The organism is Pseudidiomarina sp. (assembly GCF_048268165.1).
In the GTDB taxonomy this organism is placed as follows: Bacteria; Pseudomonadota; Gammaproteobacteria; order Enterobacterales; family Alteromonadaceae; genus Pseudidiomarina.
Genome location: NZ_JBLWWA010000001.1, coordinates 1127368 through 1147120 on the forward strand (window position 1 = coordinate 1127368; position 19753 = coordinate 1147120).

A 19753-nucleotide genomic window follows, 5' to 3' on the forward strand; every position below is an offset into this window, starting at 1 on the left:
AATTTTTCAAGGAAGTATAACCATGAGCGCCGACAAAAACGCCAATTCTAACAACGAAAACATTGTCTGGCACAACCATCAAGTTGGCCGCGATCGCCGCGCCGCACAAAAGAATCAAAAGCCCGTGGTGCTATGGTTTACCGGGCTTTCCGGTTCAGGCAAGTCAACCATCGCCAACGCGGTGGATGAGTTGCTCAATCGCAACCAAAACCACACCTATTTGCTGGACGGTGACAACATTCGTTTGGGGCTCAACTGCGGGCTTGGTTTTAGCGAAGAAGACCGTGTAGAAAACATTCGCCGCATTGGTGAAGTCAGCAAACTGTTCGTTGATGCCGGGTTAATTGTGCTGAGTGCATTCGTGTCGCCCTTTGCGCGCGACCGAGAGCAAGTGCGCCGGTTGTTAAACGACGGTGAGTTTGTTGAAGTGTTCGTGGACACGCCGCTGGAAATCTGCGAGCAGCGTGACCCCAAAGGCCTCTATAAAAAAGCCCGTGCGGGCGATATCGCCAACTTCACCGGCATCAGCTCGCCGTATGAGCAACCCGCCGCGCCAGAAATTCATTTAAAAACCACTGAACTCAGTATTGAAGGGGCCGCGCAGCAGGTCATTGACTACCTGCGCACCCACCACTACATCGCGTAAAAGGATTTACCATGATCACGCAACATGCATTGAGCCAACTTGAAGCCATCGCCCAAAAAGCTGGCGCGGCCATCATGCAAATATACAACGCACCTGATTTTGAACAACGCATTGCCGTGCAAGCCAAAGGCGATGACAGCCCGCTAACTCAGGCCGATCTCGCCGCCCATGACATCATTAAAGCCGGCATTTTAGAGCTTGCTGATATAGAACTCGCGCAACTGCCGCAACTTTCTGAGGAATCTGCTGAAATCGACTGGCAAGACCGCCAGCAGTGGAACACCTATTGGCTGATTGACCCGCTGGACGGCACCAAGGAATTCATCAAACGCAACGGCGAATTCACCGTCAATATTGCCCTTATTCACAACCATGAACCGGTGGCCGGCGTAGTGTACGCCCCAGCTACAAAAACCATGTACAGTGCCGCACGCGGCCTTGGTGCCATGAAAAATGGCACCACCATCAGTGCCAGAAAAAGCAACCCATCTACGCTGCGCATTGTTGGTTCACGTTCGCACCAGTCGCCCCACATGCAAGCGTACCTCGACAATCTCGGCCAGCCATACGAAATGGTGCCCATGGGTAGCTCGCTGAAATTATGTTTAATTGCCGAAAGCGCCGCCGATTTGTACCCACGCCTTGGGCCAACCAGCGAATGGGATACCGCCGCTGCACACGCCGTGGTGCTTGCTGCAGGCGGCACGGTTAACACACTAAGCGGCGAACCACTGCACTACAACACCAAAGAGTCACTACTGAACCCGTACTTTATTGCCGAATGAGCAGGCGAATAAGCTGTCGAATAAGGAGAACGCAGCATGTGGCTGTGGATTGCATTAGGAACGCTGCTGGTAGCGGTGGTTTTATTTTTTAAATTCCAAGGGTTTCGCCGGTTTGTGTTCCTAACCGTACTGGCCGTGCTGCTGGGCATCGTGCTCGGCCCGCCTACGTATGTGGTACTGGAAGAACACACCGCGCGCACCGCCGCCGACAACCGCGAACACGTGCACTATTTTGGTTGGCAGATAAACCCGCTAGGCCCCACCAGCGCTAAGCACGCCAGAGTTGGCATTTATGACCCCGAGAACAAAGTGTTTCGCCGGCTGGATCAAGCCCAGGCCGCGCAAGTCGCCCTACCCTTTGTACCGCCGCCTGGCAACAGCATTTGGTTGCACCTATGGTGGTGGATATTCCCAGCCGTGTACCTTGGCTATTGGCTGCTCAAACGTGCGCCTGTCGGTAACTTTTTCAGCTTTGCCACACGCCGCAAAGAGCTGCGCGAGGCGCTGAAGCGCGCCGAGGCAGAAAACACGGTATGGGCGTTTGAAAAAGTGATAAAACGCGGCAATCAGTTTCGCCTGAAGCCGAAAAAAATAATTCTGGCTGCTGAAGAAGGCCGTCGCCAAGTATTCGCCAAATACCATCGCCGCCTGCAACTGTTAGAAAAAGCCGCGGCCACCGCCGCACAGTTAATTAACACCAACGGCCAAGACCAAATTCAACAACAAGGGCATAACCGGACGCTAGCAGCCAACCGTGACTTTTATCGCATGCTGCGCGAGCTGCTTAATTTGCGCGCCGCCAGCACGCAGCGCGGCCTGCCGATGAACGTTGCACTTGCTGAAGGCTGGTACACCACCGACACCACCTTTAACAACCCAACCAGCCACGGGTCGCTGTCCGCCCATGCGCATGCCTCAGCGGAAGAAGCTGCAGCCTACTGGCGCAAGAGCATCTCCGACACCGTAACGCTCGAGCAGGTGTACCAAGCGTTTACCGACCAAACCGAATCCATGGCCGCCATGGCCGAGCGCTTCAAGGCCGACAACACACAAACCGCCAAGGCTGTCGGCCAGTACCGCGAATTTGTAGCCAACTACTTGCGCAGCCACTTGCCTGAAGCCAACGTTGGCAGCGCCACCTTTTTGGCCACACAACACTTCAATCAGAAGCTGTTCTTGCAACTGGCTAGCCCAACCCGCGAGGGCGCGTACCGGCGCTCGTTCACCAAACATCTGCGTGCTGACGTGGTGCGCTTAGTCACCAGTTTCTTCCCCGAAGAAACCTACAGCGACCAAGGCTGCGAGTTGTTTGACGAAAGCACCAACAGCAGCGCCGCAGGGCTAAACTTTAGCATCATGCTGATTCCGTTTAGCCGCCGTTACAGCGGTGAGCCAACCGTAGGCGCACAAATGGTCGCCACCGATCAGTACGGCACCTTATTGTGGGAACGCCGCTTAGGCAGTGTTTCTGTGCCCGTGGACAAGAAAATCAGCAGCGATGCCTTCGGCCGCTTAGAAGCCGCCCTGCTCCTGAAAAACTCCATTCAGTCGCCGCTTAGCCCAAGCGGCAAGCCGCAACAGGTATCGGCTGCGCAAAAACGCCGCTTAATGGATGAGCTTAACGACGCCGCCAAAGAAGTCGCCAAAGGCACCGGCGAAGACATTGTGTTGGAGCTTATCAACGAAGCCTTGGCTGGCAACGCTGGCTCGGCATTGCAACAATACACCGGCGCCATTGAGGCCGACATGGATGCGCTGTATGAACTGGCATTCGAGGCCGCAACCGACATGATGTTGGCTGGGCTTAGCTTCTTAGCAGGGGACGACTCATGACAACCAAACGAATCTGCGCACTCGCGCTGGCAATAGCATTAGGCAGCAGCGCACCAACTGCACAGGCTGCTGAGGGCTGGGGTTCAAAGCTTGGCGAATTTCTCACCGAGCTGCCATTGGCCGACGCATGGCACTGGTTTACCAGCATTAACAGTGTGGCGTGGGTGAATGAAAACGACCTCAAGGCGGCCAACGTCTACTATGTGGTGGATGCCAACAGCCGCGTGCTGGTGCGCGCCGGTGCTTCCACCGACACCGCCATCATCGACAAGCTAAACCCGGGTGATGCCGTGCAAATTATCGGCAAAAACCCATTTCAAAGCTGGTACCACGTACAGCTCAGCGACAACCGTGAAGGCTACATCCATCAGGATCTGTTGCGGGTGCAGTTTTAGCACCGAACCCCGACGGGGTGCGGAGCTAGGACTGCACCCCACTTCTTACTCATCCACTAGAACACAACACAATGCCCGGATACCCGCTGTAATTCGCAACATATTCCTCCCACTGTCGTGAAAGCTCATCGCCGCGAATACTGAGCTCCACCACTTCGCGGCGGTGCACCGTGTCGGTTACATTGTATTCGCTAACCCGGCCACAACGCGTCGCACGAATCACCTTATTATCCGTGCGCACGTATTCATCCTTACCGGTCAACACCACCACAGTACCACGCTCAGTAATTTCTCGAATCTCTTGATATTTCGGCTCCACAATCCACAGTTCACTCTGCCCTAATCGCAGCCCATACAACTCTGTCTCCCTATCCCGCGTAATTCGTAATTGCGCCAACTCGTATTTTTGTTCATCGACATAACGTTCAGCCAGGGCATGTAACGCCGCTTTGTAGTCCAGTTGCTGCTGATCAGCATCACGCAGGCGCTCATCCAGCGTTTTGACCCGCTCCAGTTGCTGCCCAGCGTTAGCCGTGCCCTGCTGCTTCAACCGACTCCAGCGGTACTTCTCGTAGTTACGGACATAGCGCGACACGTTGTTCTGAAAGCCATAAATGCTCACTTCGTTAAACTGCAAACCGTCGGTAATTAACTTTTTGGCCGTTGTCGCATCAAGCCATTTACCGCCTAACGCTAAGCATTTATCTTTACCATCTGCTTGTACCGCGCCGCGAAACGGTGCTTTGTAGTAAGTCGGCAAGCCGCAAATAAAATTATCCCAATTCGGGCTGCCCGCCACATTAAAGCCACCGCGCCGACCGTTCCCAACAATGCCCGCATCACAGAACACCGCAAAAAACGTAATGCCATACACCGTTCTAGTACCATAATTCACCTGCGGATCGCGCACCTGTGCCACCAAGTTCAGGTTGTACACCTCAACGTCTTCGTCATCCATATACAACGGATAGCCTTCGCTCGGTAGCGTTTGGCCGTCGCGAATTGAATTTAAGCGCGTGACACAGTTCACTACCGGCTCCCCGAGCAAGAGGCTCACCGTAAAACGCCCCTCGAAGTTGTAATACCCCCCCATGCGAATGCCTTTATACAAATGCGCCGGCACCGTATCGATTCCACGCAGCCAGTGATCACGAGTCACGTACACAGTTTCACGGAACTCAGCATTGGTTTTCACGGGCGCCGAGTGAACAACAAATGACCAACATGCGACATAATTTGTCGCAATAACGATTAACACCCAAAACCAGCGTTTCATTGCCATGCCTCCATCATCTGGTCCATTTGCTCCACCGTCACCGTTGCCGGATCGGCTGCCGTAAAGGGCGACTCGGGCAAGGGTTCAAAGCCGTATTCCTCCGGTGTCGGGGCGCCACCAAATAATCGTGCAACATTAATATCTGGCAGCAAATTTTTTGGAATCAAATTTTCAGGAAGCAGCTCTTTCGGTAGTAACACAGCCATCAGCACTAATGTGAAAATGGCCCAAGCAATTTTCTTCGGCCGACTCATGGGTTGCTCGTGCGCAGGCACACCAACAGGGTCAGCCTTCGCAGTAGCGGCAGGCTCAACCGGCGGCACGACCGTACTGCCGTCTTCTTGCATTAGCATAATAGGTGAAGTAAGTACGTTTGAGTCCCAGCACTGCTTGGCGCGGCACTGCGGACAATAAAAGATTTGCACGCCAGCGTTCAGTTCAAGGCGCTGGCGAGTACCACACAACGGGCAAAGCTTGCGGGCAAATTCCTGCATAAGTGAGTCCTCACAAAACGTGCAGCTACTTTCTTCATACCGCTAATACCGAAATATTGCAATGTTAAGGGTGCAGTTTTAGCACCGAACCCCAGCGGGGTGCGGAGCTAGGACTGCACCCCACTTCCAACCACCCAGCACTTAAGATAAACTCGGCTCATGCACCAAATAACCCACTTACAACAGCTTGAAGCCGAAGCCATTCACATTATGCGTGAGGTGGTGGCCGAGCTCCGCAATCCAGTCATGCTGTACTCTGTCGGCAAAGACAGCTCTGTGCTTTTGCACCTTGCGCGCAAGGCATTTGCGCCGGGTAAAATTCCATTCCCACTAATGCACGTCGACACCACCTGGAAATTCAAAGAAATGATTGAATTTCGTGACCGCATGGCAGAAAAGCATGGCTTCAAACTCATCACACACACCAACCCAGATGGCATCGAACAAGGAATTGGCCCATTTACCCATGGCAGCGCCGTGCATACCGACGTGATGAAAACCCAAGCACTGAAACAAGCGCTCAATAAGTACCAGTTTGATGCTGCCTTTGGTGGCGCGCGCCGCGACGAAGAAAAGTCGCGCGCAAAAGAGCGCATATACAGCTTTCGCGACAAAAACCACCGCTGGGACCCCAAAAACCAGCGCCCAGAGCTGTGGAATATTTACAACGGCAAGGTACACCCGCAAGAAAGCATTCGCGTGTTTCCGCTAAGCAACTGGACAGAACTGGATATCTGGCAATACATCTATCTTGAAAATATCGAAATTCCCGAGCTGTACTTCGCCAAGCCGCGCCCCGTAGTCAGACGTAACGGAGCCCTCATCATGGTCGATGACGAGCGCATGCCTTTACAGCCAGGTGAAACACCAGAACTCAAAACCGTGCGCTTCCGCACACTCGGTTGCTACCCGCTGACCGGCGCTATCGAATCCAGCGCCAGCACCTTGCCGGAAATCATCCAAGAAATGCTGCTCACAAACACATCGGAGCGACAAGGCCGGGTGATCGATAACGATGCCAGCGGCTCCATGGAAAAGAAGAAAATGGAAGGGTACTTCTAATGGACTTTTTGCGGTTTATCACCTGCGGCAGCGTTGACGATGGCAAGAGCACCCTTATTGGCCGCCTGCTGCACGACAGCAAAATGATCTATGAAGACCAATTAGCCGCCATTACCAAAGACTCTAAAAGAACCGATAACACCGTTGATTTAGCACTGCTCGTTGACGGTTTGCAGTCGGAACGCGAGCAAGGCATCACCATCGACGTGGCCTACCGGTATTTCAGCACCGACAAACGGAAGTTTATTATCGCGGACACGCCCGGGCACGAGCAGTACACCCGCAATATGGCCACCGGCGCCAGCACCAGCGATTTAGCCGTAATACTCATCGATGCCCGCTATGGCGTACAAACCCAAACCAAACGCCACAGTTATATTGTGAGTTTACTGGGTATCAAACACGCCATTGTCGCCGTAAATAAGATGGACTTAGTTGGCTTTAGCCAAGCGCGCTACAAAGAAATTCAAGACGACTACCTAAAGCTTGCAGGGCAGCTGGATATTCCAGATATCCACTTCGTGCCTATCTCAGCGCTCGACGGCGACAATGTGGTGAACCGCAGCGAACACACGCCATGGTTCCGTGGCCGCACCTTAATGGAATACTTAGATACACTCGAAATCAACCGTGATGCCGACCACAGTGACTTCCGCTTCCCCGTGCAATACGTGAACCGCCCCCACCAAGACTTCCGTGGGTTTAGCGGTACTATTGCTTCAGGGAGCGTGAAAGTTGGCGATACCATCCGGGCCCTTCCGTCTGGCAAAGTATCCACCATCAAAAGCATTTATACCTTCGAAGGCAATCTGCAAGAAGCCCATGCGCCACAGGCGGTGACATTGACGCTGAACGATGAAATAGATGTAAGCCGCGGAGATATGATTGTTGATAAGAACGCCATGCCGCATATGTCCAGCCGGCTACGCGCAAAAATGGTGTGGTTAAATGAGGACGGCCTTGTGCCGTTTCGGGAATACTACGTGAAGATGGGAACCAAATTGACCATCGGCTCGGTCGAATCAATTCGTTACCGGGTTGATGTGAACAGCTTGGAAGAAAACGAAGCGGAAACCTTGGTACTGAATGAAATTGGCTTGGTGGATTTAAACCTGCACGAGCGCGCAGTGTTCGACAAGTATCGTATTAACCGCAACACCGGCGCCTTCATTCTCATCGACAAACTCACCAACGCCACCGTTGGCGCCGGTATGGTGCATCAGCCATTGACTGATCAAACGGCCGCCCCCGGCGAAGTCAGCGAATTCGAGAAAAACCTCAACGCCTACGTGCGGAAGCATTTTCCACATTGGGGCGCGAAAGAGGTTTAAGGGCGCACAATGCGTGCGATTCAGTATATTCAATTGCGTTGATATTGGTTCTATCGCCGCCAATATTAATCCATGGGTTAGCGCCACCGAGAACTACTGTTTAACATGGGGAAATTAAAGAAGAGCGGGTATTATTTTCAAAATTCTTGAATATCAACGCCTAACCTGCATCAAAAATTCTGCACATACTCGTTGATGCCATGCCTCAGTAAAATTTTCACGCAAACTAACTCTTCGGTTCGCGTTAGCTAAACGATACAACGCTTCAAGAGAGACTAAACGATCTCGCCAACCATACTCTATTGCCAACCGCATAGGATGCCTGTCAGGACTCGAAACAAACCATACATTACCATTCATTTGATTAGCCTGAGTCAACAAATGAAGTTCTCCTGCATCAACATCAGCTAATCCGGGTCGTTGCATCGAAGCTAATAGTATCTCTTCATCTGTCGGCGAAAAAATTTGCATCCGCGCCCGCAATAATGACTCATCGATGTTGAAGCGAGGATCACGGTTTTGAGCACCAGTCTGAGTTTCTTCAATACATTTGCAAACTGTGGCTAAGTTCAAGCTGCCAAGAATTTCATTCAATATTGAGACCCGATGAGCCTCAATAATGACATTGGTATCAACTAAAATGACATCATCCCTGTTCATTTCATCGAATTCCCTTCAACTACAAATCAAACGGAACAGCCAAGTCATGCTGTCGATACGTACTCGCCAGAGCATCAATCGAGATCCCAATAATATCAGCCACTCGCCGAACGGAAATTAGACCCGCCGTTATTCCTGACGACAACACTTTGAGATAAGATTCACTCAGCAATTTGTGAGACACAAGGTTCGCAGCATGACCATTACCTGGGGGACGCTCAACTTTAAGAAACACTTTTGCTTCAGTTTTGCTGATTCTGTCTAAACTCACGAGTCGCCAAACTATAGAATCAAACGACACTTCAAAGTCATTGGCAATCTGCATTAAAGCAGATGCAGTTAAACTTTCAGGCAAAGAGCGAAGGAGCGGCACCTTCGGCATTAACAAAGCACCTGCAAATGCGTCAGCAAGTTGCTCAATACGGGAGCGCTTTGTGCCTAAGTTGACTTGCACGCGATCGATGTGGCTTGGCTTCATTGTGCGCCAAGTTAGGCAATGAAAAAGCTCATGCGCTTTATCAAAATTACGACGTCCACGTACTTGATTAGCATTGACGACTGCCAAAAGCGCTTCATCCGATGCCATTGCGGCGCCTGAAATATGATCCGGCAAATCGAGGTAAATGCAGTCAATTTTTAATTGTTCGTATAGTTTATGAAGTACTGGGCCTGGGCGATCACCAAGTTCATACTCCTCAACAAACTTCTCTGCTGCAAGTTGTGCATCGTCGTAGGAATTTCGTTCTCCAAGAGGCAAAGATGATATCGCCACCGGTGCAATATTTAACTTTCGGCGTAAAGTGATCAGCAAGTTCAAGATGTTACTACCACGCTTTTCAAAATCAGCGAGTGCAGCGCTTTCGTTATCCGTACGCCAACTAAACTCAACATCTAACGCAGGTTCATAGGCATCAAGCAGTGCCATCGCCGGAATTTCTAAAAATTCAGCAAAACGAACCAATTCATCAGCCTGAACTTGGCGTTCACCGCGCTCAATATCTGACAACGTTTGACGCTGATTAAACGCCATCATATTACTCAAGTCTTGTTGGTTAATGTTGCGCAGGTTGCGGAAATAGCTAATACGCTGCGCTATCAAATGCTGTTGTTCAGTTTGACTATCCATGTGATTCAAGCCTGCGTAGAATTTAACCATATTCTATCTTGCATAATAAAATATGCAAGATTTTTATATAACAACCGCCTTAAACGAAAAAAGGAGCCTATTGGCTCCTTCTGATTTGGGTGCAGTTGTTACTATCTACCCGCGCAGCTGCAACAAAAACGCCCGGTTATTGTCGCTCAGCGGTGCCACAAACTCTGCAACCGCTTGCTCATAGTCCTTGGGTGAACCGACACTTGCGGTAATACAAACCTAAGTAGTTGTGATAAACCGTGGCGCTCACTGGATTACGAAGTACCGGGCCCCGCACCTTCAGCAAACCGTTGGTTTGCGACACCCGTTTGTTCAGTGCACCATCGCCGCTTGAGGCTAAACCTTGATACTCACACACCGCTTCAAACAATCGAACGGCTTGTTGTATCTGAATGGAATTACCTTTGCTTATCGCTTGAAAATCAGCGGCTTTATTTTTCATATCCGCAACAAGCGACTTAATCGCGGCAGCTGCTTCGGCGTTCTTGCTTAGCCCCATAGCTGGGAACAACACTAAAATATCAATCATGGCTTGCAGCGTATCGGCAAAATCAACAGCTGTGCGCGAATGCGACTTCAGCTTGAGTTTCAGCTCTCGCAATATAGCTTCACGCAGCGACGACTCGGTCGCATGCGGATAGGTTTCAATAAACTCGGGAATAGAGGTCACGTAATACTCGTTATCGAGAATATTACCTTCCATTTTGGTGATGTTGTTCACGCTATCAATTGAAATATAGGTTTGCAGTGCGATAAACAAAGCTACCAGCGAGATAACACCCGAGAGTACCGCCACCGTAAAGGCTGTGATGTCTACTTGGCTTTTGGTTTGGAACAGCCACACGGCTAACGCAAAGCCGAGCACCAGCGCGATTAACACGCTAGTAATGTAGAGTGATTGCTTGCGGGATATTTTCAAAGATGGCGCCTTATTGTTAGTTAGTAGTAATACATTTATCAAAGAGATTATCGCTTACGTGCTCAAAATAAAAAAGCACGCTGTAGAGCTTGCGTCTCGAGATTTATAGATAGCTGATGATCTCACCAATTGCTCTGGGGGAGATTAAACCTCACATAATTAAGTCTTGAACCACAAAATACGCACAACTAATTGCTAAAGAGACTTTTTGAAGTGCTTGTCGCTTACCTTCCGGTTAAACTGAAACAAAGAAGTTTTTAACCTATAAATCTGTTACATTTCGGTAGCAATCGTGGAATTATTTCGTTTTAATTATCTTATTATTCGGTTCCCCAAAAGTAAGCTCTTGCGTGGAGCAATTTCAAATTAGGAGTCAAGGGACGTGGTTCAGCCTATTTTTTTATCAGTTGTTTATGTAATTAAAGATCAACAAAATGAACTTACAAAACAGCTTACAACATTAGTTTCTTATCTTCATGAAACAGTTGAAGATTTTGAGGTTATTGTTATCGATAATGCTTCAACGGACGAGTCTGTCCTTAAACTATCGACGTTAACGAGTGAAGACGGCCTGCCTAATTTACAGATTTATGCGCTTACAAAAACAGTTGATCGCGATACGGCAGCTTGGGTTGGTATAGAAAATTCCTTAGGTGACTTCGTAGCAGTCATTGATTTAGAGGAAGATGATTTACATCAACTTCCTCTACTTTTAGAAAAAGCGACTGCGGGCGCCGACGTCGTGTTTGGCAAAAATACATCAAAGCCAAAGCAAACTTTTGCCTACAAATTGGGCGAAAGCTTTTTCAATGTATTTTTCAAATCGTTTAATGGCATTAATCTCACCAAGGAAATTTCTCAATTCCGAGTTTTAAGTAAAAAGGTAATAAACTTTATCCTCCAACATCCACAGCCAGCCCTAACGTACCGGCATCTTCCGGTAACAGGTGGTTTCAAGCGCTCAACTGTCCAATATAACTATCAATCTCAAATCAACAAAAAGAAAAAGCTAGGCGATAGTTTTGATAAAGGTATTCGTATTTTAGTCTCCACTACGCGTGTTCCAATGAGACTGGTAACTGCGTTAACTCTATTTGGGGCAATTTCCAACCTTCTCTATTCGATTTATGTGTTGTTTGTGTCATTTACGAAAACAAACGTTGAGCCGGGTTGGGTTAGCCTATCTCTGCAGCAGTCAGGCATGTTCTTCTTGATTTCATTAGTACTTCTTGTGCTTGGTGAATACATTCTACAAATGGCAAGTTTGTCGAGCGAAGGACCGGCTTATAATGTAGCTCAAGAGTTTACAAGCGCACGCGTCACCCGTAGAGAGAAACTAAACATTGATGAAGCACATCAGAATAGTGCCCAAGAGTCGCTAAAAAATGATTGAGTCTTTGAATGAGGATACAGTTGATGCTGTGGTAGTTGGTGGTGGTTTTTACGGCTCATCAATCGCAGCTTACTTGGTTGAGGTGGTCGGTTTACACAAAGTTGTTTTAATTGAAAAAGAGAATGACCTACTTCAGCGGGCATCGTTTTGTAATCAAGCTCGTGTTCATAATGGCTATCACTACCCGAGAAGCTTTACAACGGCTTATCGAAGTCGCGTGAACCTTCCAAAATTTGTGCAAAAATGGGGGTTTGCGGTCAAGTCGGATTTCAAAAAACTCTATGCTATAGCTAAAAGAAACTCGAAGGTCACCTCAAAGCAATTTGAGCGATTCTGTAATGAAATCGGGGCACCGATAAGCCCAGCTCAAAACGCGGAACGGAAACTCTTTAACCCTCAACTTATCGACGATATCTTTGAAGTAGAAGAGCTAGCTTTCGACGCTAGAAAATTGCGCGATTTTGCAGTTAAAGAATTGAAACGGCTTGGGGTAGATGTATTACTAAATACACAGCTGACTTCTATAACCCGAGATACTAATCAGAGCTATATATGTGCCACACGTTCAAAAAATAGTAGTTCAAAACAAATTCGGACAAAACGTATTTTTAATTGCACCTATAGTGGCGTACAGCAAATCAAAGGCGACTTTAACGGAATAAAGTCATCAATCAAACATGAGCTCACTGAGATGGCGCTAATTCGACCACCTGCAAGTTTCGAAAATTTGGGAATTACAGTGATGGATGGCCCCTTTTTCTCAGCAATGCCGTTTCCTTCGAAAGATCTGCATAGCATGTCACATGTTCGATATACACCTCATCTTTCGTGGTTAGAGGATAGGCTAATTGACCCTTATGAAAAGCTAGAAAATTATAACTTTTCATCGCGATTTGACAGGATGAAAAGAGATATCTCACGGTATATTCCTGACTTCGAAAATTGCGAGTATGTTGAGTCGCTTTTGGAGATAAAAACAATACTTTTAAAAAATGAAACTGATGATGGCCGCCCTATTCTGTTCGAAAAAGACAAGGATCTTCCGGGAGTTTATACCATTCTCGGTGGAAAAATAGACAACATATTCGATATATTTGAAAAACTAGATCACGAAGTACGGACCTAAACTAAATGAATGAAATGAAAATAGAAATCACAATTCCCGTTCTTGATGAAGAAGAAACTTTGAAAACTCAAATCGAGAAAATCGACGCATTTCTGAACGCATCAAACAACCTTCGCGATAACACTAAACTAATCATCGTCGATAATGGGTCAACTGATCGAACTCAAGAAATCGCTATAGCTTTAGCCGCGAACTTAAAACGCGTTGAATACCTAAGACTAGAAGAACGAGGTGTTGGTCGTGCCTTAAAAGCATCTTGGCAGAATTCTTCGGCTGACATTGTAGGTTATATGGATTTAGACTTGGCTACAGATTTGAAGCATTTAGAGCCGGTCTTAGAACTTTTGAAAAAAGACAAATCCGATATTGTTACAGGATCCCGCTTACTAAAAACGTCAAAAGCTATTGGTCGAGGGCCAATAAGAACAATTACCAGTAAATCCTTAAATAAAATATTGGATATACGATTTGGCGTTTCCTTTAGTGATGGTATGTGCGGATTTAAATTCCTTAAGCAAAGCCTTGTCGAATCGTTGATTTCAGCCGGTGCTGTGAGTGATGGATGGTTTTTCGCAACAGAAATTCTTATCGTCGGTGAAGCTCTCAACTATCGTGCTGCAGACGTTCCAGTTGAGTGGACCGATGATCCAAATTCAAAAGTGAAAATTGTAAAGTTAAGTTTAGAATATTTAAAAGCCATGAAAAAACTTAAGCATAACCTAAATAGACTTAAGGAAAAAAATGTCGATTAATAGTCTATCCCAAGATAATAAAGGCATATTTTTAGGCTCTGCTATGTGGGGGTGGGCTGTAACCAAACACGATGTATTTTCACTTCTTGACCAATTTGTCGAGAGAGGTGAATGTTTGATCGATCACGCTACGAACTACCCAATTAATGGCGTAAAGGAAGACTTTGGTATTGGTCTGAATTGGCTTGCCGAGTGGCTATCGATGAACCCATCTAGTGGACTGGAAGTTTTGGTGAAAATTGGTTCGCTAAACAATTTAGGGGGTCCAGAGTGTGATTTATCACCGCAAAAAATTGAAGATGACTATTGCAAGATTCAGGATAAATTAGGGGACCGCGTTAAATGTGTATCCATCCATTGGGATAATAGATCATCGATAGAAAATGCGGATGAAATTATTTCGACATTAGAGTCATTGTTCAGAATATCACGTTCAAATAACTGCCGAATTGGCATTTCAGGAATTCAGGATATAGAGCTATATTCTGAATTTTTTTCTACAAATTCAGTCAAACCGGTTATACAAGTAAAAGAGAACATGCTGACATCGCAGGCGCGTATTAACTATTCTAAGTATATCAAAGAGGCCGATTATATAGCTTATGGGATTCATTTAGGTGGTTTAAGACAAGATTCCTCTGGCGATACAAAGACCCTTCGCGGAATAGAACATCCAGAATGGTTGATTAAAGCTTTCGATAATGCACTACACCACGCCGACATAAAACCTAGCCCTAACAACTTTTATGATATATCTCTTTACCTTGCGCACGTTAACTCACACTTATCTGGAGTTATTATTGGCCCAAAAAATGCAACGCAATTAAAGAGTATGTTGGACTTCTGGGATACGCTTAAGAAAAGCAAAAACTTGCTTGACCACTCAGCTCTTAAAGCGATTCTAACCGCAGATAGTAGGCTCTCATGAAGAGAGTTATTGAGAACGAGCTCGTTCGTTTTATATTGGTTGGCGCCTTTAACACATTGATCGGTTATGGCGTTTTTTATATTTTATTCACCTATTTTCAATTAACGCCCTATATATCCAATGCGTTCGGATATATTGCTGCTCTAATCGTAGCTTTTGGACTTTCAAAGCAATTTGTTTTTCGTAGCACCTATCAAAAAGGTATGGTGACAAAGTTCATCGTAGCTTTCCTAATATCCTTTGCATTAAACCAATTTGTTCTACTGCTAATGATAGAATATAGTCAATTAGCGCCGGAAATAGCGCAGATATTAGCTATGGCCAGCTACACGCTAATATTTTATCTTCTTAATAAATATTTTGTGTTTAGTAGGTAAGTTATGAAACTAAAAATAGACAATCATTATAACAATATCTTTAGTTGGTCATTTGTTTTACTAATTTTTTCTTCCTTACTTGCATTCACATTATTTCATGCCGACTCAATGGTTATTGAAGTACATGACAACCTAGATTCTGTTCATGTCTGGTTGAGCATCTTGGCACAGAACAACTTATTTTTTTCTCCAAATGATGTATCTGTTCCATTTCTTGGCGGTATTAGCAGAGGCTACCTACCTTCTGAGTTCCAACTGGCGAATATTATTTACTTCTTTTGGGAGCCTTTAACCGCTCACTACATAAATTACTTCCTTAAGCTAGTCATCGGGACTGCTTCTTTTTACTTATTAGGCCGTTACATCTTCGGAGCTCATTCTTCGTTTAAGATATTCGGGCCCATAGTTGCTTTGTCGTTTGCGTTGCTTCCAGGTTATGAAAACCTCTTCATTGCGCAAGCATCCGTTCCTTTAATTTTCTATCTATATTTGCGAACAATTAATAGCAATAGCTTATTTTTAATCCTGACTCCGATTATATATCCAGTTCTATCCGAATTTCCAAGGTATGGAATTTTTCTATGCGGAATCATATTTATTTACACCTTATACCTTGTTAGTCAGGGTGACCAACGCTACAAACGATCTTTTCTTTTTTTAGCAGCCTTAATTTTTGGCTATCTGATTACCGACTATCGTGTTTTTCACACCATGCTAATCTCAGGCGAGGAAACTATAAGAGCTACTATGATTTCGCCGGGTTACGACTTTTTTAAGGGAAGTTTAAAAACGTTCCTGCTAGGGCAATATCATGCTCAGTCGATACATCTATTCCTCATAATTCCAACACTCCTAATTTCTTCATACTTCATTAAAAACGAAGTAAGTAGAATTAATTCAGCTAAATTATCGATCGAATCTAAAGTATTGCTGATCTGCCTAGCATTAATCACCATTCATTCTCTAATATACGGACTCTACGGTGTTTCAAGCTTTAAGAGCCTAGTCGGCGACATTATTCCTCAGCTAGCTGGATTTAATTTCTCACGCTTTATGTGGTTAAATCCTACCCTATGGTACTTAGCTTTTGCTGCTGCATTACTTATATTGTCGCGGCGAATTCATAAACCAATAATCGTTGGGGCAAGCATGCTCCAACTTTTTGTTGTACTTTGTTACCCCACATACAGCAACGATATTGCGAACACTATTAAGTGCAGATACTTAACAAGTTGTAATTCTCAACCGAGCTATAGGGAATTTTACAGTAGTAGTTTATTCGAGGAAATTAAGAGTGAAATTAACTATTCTAAAGAGGGAGTACTCGCGTTCGGCTTACATCCGAGTGTATTAAGTTATAACGGATTTTATACCATGGATGGCTATCACAATTCGTATAGTAAATCCTACAAAAATAAGTTCCGAACTATAATCACCCCGGCCCTCGAGGATTCCAATAAGTACCGCGAATATTTTGACAACTGGGGAGGTCGTGCTTATTTGTTTTCTGAACAAGCCGATTTCAAACCGTCGAAAAATATTAAAGAAATTATCGTGGATATCCCATTTGATCCTCAGGCTGCCCGTGAACTTGGTGTCCGATATATCCTCTCACTTTATGAATTTGATACTTCAAAGAGTAAAGACGTTAAATATATTGCAGCATATTCACAACCCGAGGGTTTTTATAAAATTTTTGTATACAAAATTTGAACCCTTCCATGGAAGCTAGGCGTGAGTCGTTCGAACATTTAAATTTACTTCTTCCGTATCGATTCTCGCCCATATTTCGTTGGCTTTTTGAATTCTATTCTAAGTCAGTAATAGAAATTCCTGACTCGCCAATGAATTCGTAAACGTTTGAGATTGGATTTTCAAACTTCACATTAATGTCTTTTGCTGGTAAACGAAAAGACACTACAGATAATGTGGGCTGAAGTACTTTCATGTTTAGCAATACGGTAGTGTAATATCCAGCGCAAATCGATGGCCGCACATTGTTGTTTAATATGTATAACTCAGCTGGCATTGCCAATGGAAATACACTTATACCAAGATCAGTTTGTATTTTCCTGAGCTTCTCACAGCTTTCATCACGGTGCGGAATATACTTGAATTTATAGTTACTATTCGTTGATAAAAAGTGTGACTGAACGTGTTTCAGAAACTTTAATTCTGTTTCCTCAGTTAAAATTTTGGCCTCTGAGTACTTCGAGCCAAAAAACCAGACTTCATCCAATATGCTAATTTCTTCAGTATTAACTAGTGTAGAAACAAAATTATATTTATGAGTGATTACTTTTTGACGACCAATTGGCTTTAACGTAAATACAGTAAAAAGGTTTAATGGCCTAATCAATATTCTAGGGTTCAATATTCTAGCGTAAATTATTTTCTTTAAAATCTTTTTGAGTTTTGTTTGATACGGAGAATTAGGAAAGAAGTAGCCTTTCGCTATGTATTCCTTTTGAACCTGTATTGTAATCGCGCCGTCATCTAACAAAAACGTACTATCCGGTTTTAGATAATGGCGTAAATAATGCATCCATTCAGATCGAAACTCACCCATAAAAAATTTTATTCTATGGCCTCGATATTTATGATTAATATGCTTCATTTTATATCGTCGCCATAAATGTATTAATAATGAGAAAGTATCAGGATCTGAGAAATCAATTACCTCATCCCACTCAAATAGCCGCTTTAGCGAAAGCATTTGTTCATTATTCTGAGTACGCGACGGCTCCCCAAACCGAATAACTAAGACATTCTTAGTTCGCTTATTTTCACGTTCCTGAAATGTATTAGTAGCTTCAATAGCTGAGAGTAACTGCAATGGCGATTCAACAACAAAAATATTAACGTACATTAGCGTCCCCGCAGCGACAAACAAAACTCAGCCCAAAGAAAATCGCGAGGTGTATCTATATCAACGGAGTCATCAGATGGCATAACATATGCATAAGCTTTGCTTTTCGATGCATATAACTCACCTAGCGCTCCCACGAAAGGACGCCTAAATAAATAAATAGCGCCATTTAGTTCATAGATTTGTTGCATATCTTGCGTGCGCTTGGCACGAGTATCAATAAAACCAGCCAAGCTATGGTCAACCGGAAGTGTATTACATAATTCACATCTAGTGTCGCTCGCCACAACCGAGACAATTCCTTCAGCATTCTTATCCTCAAGCAATTTAAAACAGGCTCTTATATGTTCCGCGTCTCGAAATGGTGAGGTAGGTTGCAGTAAAGTTACGGTTTCGATTTGTATATTAGTATTTTCTTCCAGCCATTCTACAGCGTGCTGAACTACGGCGTCTGATGTGGCAGTGTCTCCGGACAAGGTAGATGGTCTCAAAAACGGAACCGATGCACCAAAACTCCGAGAAATTGAGGCTATTTCTTGATCGTCAGTTGTCACAAGAACCATATCGAAGCATTCACTTGCAATTGCCGCTTCAATAGTCCAAGCAATTAATGGCTTATTGCCAAGCTTCCGAATATTCTTCCCTGGCAGACGTTTACTGCCGCCGCGCGCCGGAATAATTGCTATGTTCGCCATTTATATTCCAAGGCCTTTAATATCAATTTGTGCACGTTTAAAATCATCCATGCGCCCGATATCAAGCCAGTATTCGTGAATTGGAAACATCAAAACATCTTCTTCGTTATCAATGTAACCTTGCAGCAAGGTTGGCATATCAATTCGATTATTTTTTTCAACGTTCTTAAAAACCTCAGGGTTTATAACGTAAATACCAGCATTCACGAAGAATCGCTGAATAGGTTTCTCTTCCATACTTACGATTCGCTCACCATCGCCAACTACCACACCGTATGGAATTTGATAGTCATATTCACGCACACACATTGTTGCCAGTGCCTGGTTCCCAACATGGAAATCAAGTACCCGTTCAAAATCAACCGCGGTTAAAACATCGCCATTTACCATTATCAACGGAAGCTCTGGTGTACTATTCGGGAGCAAACCGAGCGCCCCACCAGTGCCCAGCGGGTTGTCTTCATGTACGTAGGTGATATTGACGTTCCATTTACTGCCATTCCCAAAGTGGTCTTTGATTACTTCTGGCAAATAATGCGTTGAAATATAGAAGTTAGAAAATCCAGACTTAATAAAGTTAAGCAGAAGAGTCTCTAAAATCGGCCTTTCGCCAACTTTTAACATAGGCTTTGGCGTATTGTCGGTCAGTGGACGAAGCCGGGTGCCAAAGCCCCCTGCCATAATAAAGACAGGGTTATCGTACTGCTGAGTACTTTTAACCTTTTGTAGTGTTTGTAATCCGACCAATTTCCCGGCATCCACAACTGGAACCGCCAAAATGCTTTTGCTTTGCATTATTGCAATCGCATCGCTGCGAGAAACACTGCTAGAGACAGCTGTCGGTGAGCTATTCATTACATGCCGCACTTCAGTTTCCAGTCCCACACCTTTAAGCAGAGCGCGGCGTATATCGCCATCGGTAACTACACCCTGTAAATGCATGGCTCCATCGCACACTAATACAATCCGAAGTGCAGCTTCATCCAATTTCTGCAACGCTTGTTTGACTGTAACAGTTGGGGAAACAACTACATCACGCCAATCATAACTCATGAA

The 19753-nt window shown here is 45.4% G+C and carries 19 protein-coding genes and 1 pseudogene; 12 read left to right on the top strand and 8 right to left on the bottom strand.

All coding sequences use genetic code 11. The features are described 5' to 3' along the window. Positions 1 to 22 precede the first annotated feature (22 nt). From cysC to ACN0UY_RS05395, 4 genes are read left to right on the top strand one after another with little or no spacing between them, the layout of a single operon-like run. The gene (gene cysC / locus ACN0UY_RS05380; protein ID WP_417665682.1) at positions 23 to 646 is read left to right on the top strand and encodes an adenylyl-sulfate kinase; all 624 of its coding nucleotides are present in this window, start codon (positions 23 to 25) and stop codon (positions 644 to 646) included. Positions 647 to 657: 11 nt separating this feature from the next. After that, complete coding sequence (gene cysQ / locus ACN0UY_RS05385) at positions 658 to 1431, top strand: 3'(2'),5'-bisphosphate nucleotidase CysQ (RefSeq protein ID WP_417665683.1); 774 nt, start codon at positions 658 to 660, stop codon at positions 1429 to 1431. 36 nt (positions 1432 to 1467) lie between these two features. Beyond that, positions 1468 to 3264: a hypothetical protein gene (locus ACN0UY_RS05390; RefSeq protein ID WP_417665684.1), complete on the top strand. Its 1797-nt coding sequence runs from the start codon at positions 1468 to 1470 to the stop codon at positions 3262 to 3264. Then, on the top strand, positions 3261 to 3659 hold the full coding sequence (locus ACN0UY_RS05395; RefSeq protein WP_417665685.1) for an SH3 domain-containing protein: 399 nt from the start codon (positions 3261 to 3263) through the stop codon (positions 3657 to 3659). Before ACN0UY_RS05390 ends, ACN0UY_RS05395 begins: the two co-directional genes overlap by 4 nt. Before the next feature lie 49 nt (positions 3660 to 3708). Here ACN0UY_RS05395 and ACN0UY_RS05400 read toward each other — a convergent pair whose 3' ends face one another. Together ACN0UY_RS05400 and ACN0UY_RS05405 are read right to left on the bottom strand one after the other, a co-directional pair. Then, positions 3709 to 4935, bottom strand: coding sequence for a hypothetical protein (locus ACN0UY_RS05400; protein WP_417665686.1), 1227 nt, complete (start codon positions 4933 to 4935; stop codon positions 3709 to 3711). Next, the gene (locus ACN0UY_RS05405; protein WP_417665687.1) at positions 4932 to 5429 is read right to left on the bottom strand and encodes a hypothetical protein; all 498 of its coding nucleotides are present in this window, start codon (positions 5427 to 5429) and stop codon (positions 4932 to 4934) included. Before ACN0UY_RS05405 ends, ACN0UY_RS05400 begins: the two co-directional genes overlap by 4 nt. Positions 5430 to 5588: 159 nt before the next feature. Between ACN0UY_RS05405 and cysD the strand changes: the two genes are divergently transcribed. Together cysD and cysN are read left to right on the top strand one after the other, a co-directional pair. Then, positions 5589 to 6491 (top strand): sulfate adenylyltransferase subunit CysD, encoded by a 903-nt coding sequence (gene cysD / locus ACN0UY_RS05410; RefSeq protein ID WP_417665688.1) that lies wholly within the window; start codon positions 5589 to 5591, stop codon positions 6489 to 6491. A 2-nt stretch (positions 6492 to 6493) separates the two neighbouring features. After that, positions 6494 to 7822 (top strand): annotated as a pseudogene (gene cysN, locus ACN0UY_RS05415) (sulfate adenylyltransferase subunit CysN); the annotation flags it as partial. A 153-nt stretch (positions 7823 to 7975) separates the two neighbouring features. On the opposite strand, the gene ACN0UY_RS05420 reads toward cysN, so the two are convergent. The 3 genes from ACN0UY_RS05420 to ACN0UY_RS05430 all read right to left on the bottom strand — a co-directional run bounded on the left by ACN0UY_RS05420 (position 7976) and on the right by ACN0UY_RS05430 (position 10557). Next, on the bottom strand, positions 7976 to 8482 hold the full coding sequence (locus tag ACN0UY_RS05420) for a hypothetical protein (RefSeq protein ID WP_417665689.1): 507 nt from the start codon (positions 8480 to 8482) through the stop codon (positions 7976 to 7978). Positions 8483 to 8501: 19 nt separating this feature from the next. Then, positions 8502 to 9638, bottom strand: a complete 1137-nt coding sequence (locus ACN0UY_RS05425) for a helix-turn-helix domain-containing protein (RefSeq protein WP_417665690.1) — start codon at positions 9636 to 9638, stop codon at positions 8502 to 8504. Between the two features lie 178 nt (positions 9639 to 9816). Next, positions 9817 to 10557, bottom strand: a complete 741-nt coding sequence (locus ACN0UY_RS05430; protein WP_417665691.1) for a hypothetical protein — start codon at positions 10555 to 10557, stop codon at positions 9817 to 9819. Positions 10558 to 10939: 382 nt separating this feature from the next. On the opposite strand from ACN0UY_RS05430, the gene ACN0UY_RS05435 reads away from it, so the two are divergent. Genes ACN0UY_RS05435 through ACN0UY_RS05460 form a run of 6 tightly spaced genes read left to right on the top strand, consistent with a single transcriptional unit; the run spans position 10940 to position 16846 of the window. Further along, positions 10940 to 11950, top strand: coding sequence for a glycosyltransferase (locus ACN0UY_RS05435; protein WP_417665692.1), 1011 nt, complete (start codon positions 10940 to 10942; stop codon positions 11948 to 11950). Further along, entirely contained in the window at positions 11943 to 13076 is a 1134-nt protein-coding gene (locus ACN0UY_RS05440) for an FAD-dependent oxidoreductase (protein WP_417665693.1), read from the top strand. The genes ACN0UY_RS05435 and ACN0UY_RS05440 overlap by 8 nt, the downstream gene beginning before the upstream one ends. Before the next feature lie 5 nt (positions 13077 to 13081). Continuing rightward, on the top strand, positions 13082 to 13828 hold the full coding sequence (locus ACN0UY_RS05445) for a glycosyltransferase (protein ID WP_417665694.1): 747 nt from the start codon (positions 13082 to 13084) through the stop codon (positions 13826 to 13828). Further along, positions 13818 to 14756, top strand: coding sequence for an aldo/keto reductase (locus ACN0UY_RS05450; protein ID WP_417665695.1), 939 nt, complete (start codon positions 13818 to 13820; stop codon positions 14754 to 14756). Before ACN0UY_RS05445 ends, ACN0UY_RS05450 begins: the two co-directional genes overlap by 11 nt. Then, the gene (locus ACN0UY_RS05455; protein WP_417665696.1) at positions 14753 to 15133 is read left to right on the top strand and encodes a GtrA family protein; all 381 of its coding nucleotides are present in this window, start codon (positions 14753 to 14755) and stop codon (positions 15131 to 15133) included. Before ACN0UY_RS05450 ends, ACN0UY_RS05455 begins: the two co-directional genes overlap by 4 nt. Before the next feature lie 3 nt (positions 15134 to 15136). Then, positions 15137 to 16846, top strand: coding sequence for a DUF6044 family protein (locus tag ACN0UY_RS05460; protein ID WP_417665697.1), 1710 nt, complete (start codon positions 15137 to 15139; stop codon positions 16844 to 16846). 94 nt (positions 16847 to 16940) lie between these two features. Here ACN0UY_RS05460 and ACN0UY_RS05465 read toward each other — a convergent pair whose 3' ends face one another. The 3 genes from ACN0UY_RS05465 to ACN0UY_RS05475 are packed head-to-tail and all read right to left on the bottom strand — an operon-like array spanning position 16941 to position 19750. Beyond that, positions 16941 to 18002 (bottom strand): hypothetical protein, encoded by a 1062-nt coding sequence (locus ACN0UY_RS05465; RefSeq protein WP_417665698.1) that lies wholly within the window; start codon positions 18000 to 18002, stop codon positions 16941 to 16943. Continuing rightward, on the bottom strand, positions 18002 to 18697 hold the full coding sequence (locus ACN0UY_RS05470; RefSeq protein ID WP_417665699.1) for a cytidylyltransferase domain-containing protein: 696 nt from the start codon (positions 18695 to 18697) through the stop codon (positions 18002 to 18004). The genes ACN0UY_RS05465 and ACN0UY_RS05470 overlap by 1 nt, the downstream gene beginning before the upstream one ends. Next, entirely contained in the window at positions 18698 to 19750 is a 1053-nt protein-coding gene (locus ACN0UY_RS05475; RefSeq protein WP_417665700.1) for a nucleotidyltransferase family protein, read from the bottom strand. Between the last annotated feature and the right edge of the window lie 3 nt (positions 19751 to 19753).